The following is a 3,306-nucleotide window of genomic DNA, read 5'->3' as shown; positions in this document are numbered from 1 at the left end:
GCACGCGCGGGTTGGTATTCAGTCGAACGGGCGCCCGCTCATTGGCGCGTTTCCAGAACGCCCCCCACAACTCCTTGCTCCGCGCGTTGGTATCGGTCCAGTCGCGCTGAGGAAGGGGAGGGAGCGAAAAGAGCAATTGTCTAAAGTTACTTTGATCCATAAAAGCCTACTTCTGCTGAGCCGAGGTGGCGCTTCCAGTTTCGTCCAACCCCGTCGCCCACGCCGCAGCACGGCGATAGAGTTCGCGCGTCCCGGCGTGGGTGAGGGCGCTCTGGTCGTGACCAAGTGGACAATGGAGCACACGTCCCTTGAGTTCGGGCACGGTGAAGGCCATGGGGTAGACGAGTTGGTCCACCTTGGACGTCGCTTCACAGATCGTGTGAATCGTCGTGTCGCCGACAAGGCACGTATAGAGCTCGTCCGCAGTCTCAAAGGCCTGCATCCCGCACGTCACGGCATGCTGCGGATCGGTGATGCGTACTTGGAATGGTCCGTAGGGGTCATGGCCACGCTTTTGCGGATCCCACACGCGCCCCGCAATTTGGACATATCCCTTCCAGTCTTCAAACGCGCCGCACGCGAAATGGACGAAGACAAGCCCGTGACCAGAATCGACGTAGCGCCGAATTCCGCTCCACACGTCTTCTCCGAGAGGCAGCCGCGCCGAATAGTTCTTGAAGTGAACAAATGCCGCATCGTAGTGGTCGATCAATGGCGACGCGAACACGGCTGGGCATTCGACGATGGACACTTCCAGCCGCGGATCTTCACGCAAAATTGCCGCGAGCTCGGGGCCCGTTTCCTGCCAGCGGTGTCCGGGATAATCGTCGCCGGTTACGATCGCTACACGCTTCTTCAGCGTTGTATCAGTCTTCTTGAGCAGACACATTTCGCTGACGACCGCATCGGGTCCAGCATCCTTGACGAAGGCAATCTTGAGACTTCCTTGCTTCGCGTATTCCCCGGACACGGGCAGCAGCACACGCGCAGGTACGGACTGGTCTGCATGAAACACCGCCGGTTGGACTGCCTGCAGAACCTGCGTCCACGAAACCGGTTCGCCCATGCCAAACAAGACCGACTGCTTGCGGTCCTGAGCGTCTACATCAAACCATGTGAAGCCAAGCACGTAATCGGAACTGGCGTCGAGTCCGGTAACGGTGAACTCGACACGATCGCTATCGCACGCCACACCGGAAACAAGCGCGGATGCGCTTTCTATTTTGCGCTGTCCACCATGAGTCTGCTCAATGGCAAGCGCGCCTTGCTCCGCGCGCGTATTGCCGGGGCCGCACGTCAGCGACACCAACCGCGCGTAGCCATTGGGGAAATTGGGGTGATCCGGAAGCGTTGACGATTCTGCCATGACTTGCCTCGACGCGGTGGTTGCTATCATCACGGAAAACGACACCATCACAATCTGCGTGAAACGGCTCATGACCTACACTCCGCGCCGGATTTGTCAACGCTTGTGCGATGTCACATCCCGGCTGTTCTTTGTTCGTCTGTGGCTATTCCGAGATCTTGAGTTCTTTCAGCGTGTTTCGCAACCACGCCAAGGAACGTTCAATCATGGGGCCGCCCTGTCCCTCGCACTCCATACTAAGGATGCCGTCATAGCTCCGATCGCGCAGCAGCATGAGGCATTGCTTGATGTTGCCCGCGTTGACGCCATCGCCAATAGCGCATTGGCTTACGGCGATGCCGGTTTGCTCACCGCGTACCGCTTTGGCCAGCGACTCGCTTACATCCTTGACATGAACATGCGTCACTTTGTCGCGAAAACGTTTGCAGAAAGCCACGGGATCTTGCCCTGCAATGAAGGTGTTGCCCGTGTCGAGATTCATGCGCAGGTAGGGGCTGTCACAGAAGGCAAGCATTTCCTCCATGCGATCGGGATTGGTCGTGAAGTAGCCGTGCACTTCGATGTTGACCGTGATTTCGTAGGCTTCCGCGCACGTGACAATCTGCTCGTAGGTGCGCTTCATCTGGCTCATCGCCTGCTCGTCCGAGAGGCCTTCGGGTTTGTGCAGACCGTCTGTTGTCGCCACGCGTTCGCATCCCGCGTGTTTTGCCCAGGGAATCGATTTAAGAACGTAGGGGAGGCCGCGAACGGGGCCGTCTTCTCCTGACAAAGGATATGCGGCATCCACTTGCGAGAACCGTACGCCGTATCCTTCCATCTTCCTACGCAAGAGCATGGGATCTTCGTACAGCGCGACATGCGGCTGATAGCCGAGGCCATGTATCCAACTTACCCCGTCGATTAGCCCACACTCGATGAAGTGGACCCCATTTCGTTCTGCCCACTGCAGGCATTGCTCGAACCCCCAGTACGAAGAATTGAACGCATCCGTATGAAAACCGATCTTCATAGTGCCGCCCCCTTGGTTGCACACATCCGGCGCAGTGAACATTAAACCACTGGACGAGCCCCGAGTCCATCGTCACAATAGGAGGAGGCTGCCAATGTCAAGCCAAGCGTCTGCCCGCCATTCAGTCCGTGGTCTCGAGCTTGAGTAACACGACGCCGCCGACGAGTTCCGTGGATATCAGGTAATGTATAAGCTGGATTGTTCCATCCCCGTCATGATTCAGCGTGGCGGGCACCCGCCTATGCGTCGTGCCGGTGCGGAACGTATCTTCCACGGACCGGCGAATGGCGCAACCGCTGCAATGTATGGTCCTCCCGCAACCCTCGGGCAGTTTCGAATAGGCGCATTCAAAGACCTCGCCCCCCAGTTGTCCCTTGACGTCGACTTCTTTCTTGCCAAGGAGCTTGCAGGCCACGTGATTCGCTTTTACGAGTCTTGTCTCGGAATCGAAGACGATAGTCGGCGTTTTCAGATCATCCAGAAATTCGCGCAACGACGTTCCCATTTGGGCCGCCAACTCGCGAGCACAGGCGCGGCACAGACTGTCTGCGGCGTCGATGGTTTGGGACGGCGATAGAGAGCCAGCGGGGAGGGGTTCCAGTTTTGCTTCGCACCATGCACATACGTTAGCCATGCACACTGCCTCCACATTGTCCAAGGAGATGTCAATGCGGTCGAAACTTACACAATCAGAATGCACCCTCTTGCTCCATTTAGCAAGTTACGTGCGGAAATCACATCGGAGGCGTATTGGAGTACGTTCGAACTTCATGCGCGTTGGTCAGGCGGTGATTAAGAGGTCAGTCCTGCTTCGAGACGTTTCGGCTCTAGAGTCTGGCCATTCACGGAATCCAGCCGCAACAGTACCATGGAGCCGGCGCGTTCTGTCGAGATGAGCACATGCGCGGTTCGCGGTTTCGAATCGGAGGCG

The 3,306-nt window shown here is 57.5% G+C and carries 3 protein-coding genes; all 3 read right to left on the bottom strand.

The window, feature by feature from the left end:
- Positions 1-166 precede the first annotated feature (166 nt).
- The 3 genes from K1Y02_26315 to K1Y02_26305 all read right to left on the bottom strand — a co-directional run bounded on the left by K1Y02_26315 (position 167) and on the right by K1Y02_26305 (position 3,009).
- On the bottom strand, positions 167-1,438 hold the full coding sequence (locus tag K1Y02_26315) for a ThuA domain-containing protein (protein ID MBX7259896.1): 1,272 nt from the start codon (positions 1,436-1,438) through the stop codon (positions 167-169).
- 73 nt (positions 1,439-1,511) lie between these two features.
- Positions 1,512-2,375, bottom strand: coding sequence for a sugar phosphate isomerase/epimerase (locus tag K1Y02_26310; protein MBX7259895.1), 864 nt, complete (start codon positions 2,373-2,375; stop codon positions 1,512-1,514).
- 121 nt (positions 2,376-2,496) lie between these two features.
- Positions 2,497-3,009 (bottom strand): hypothetical protein, encoded by a 513-nt coding sequence (locus K1Y02_26305; protein ID MBX7259894.1) that lies wholly within the window; start codon positions 3,007-3,009, stop codon positions 2,497-2,499.
- Positions 3,010-3,306 lie beyond the last annotated feature (297 nt).

The sequence above is a fragment of the Candidatus Hydrogenedentota bacterium genome, from assembly GCA_019695095.1.
Classification (GTDB): Bacteria; Hydrogenedentota; Hydrogenedentia; order Hydrogenedentales; family SLHB01; genus JAIBAQ01.
The sequence above is the reverse complement of the archived record's forward strand: the minus strand, read 5'-3'. Positions and strand labels throughout refer to the sequence as shown.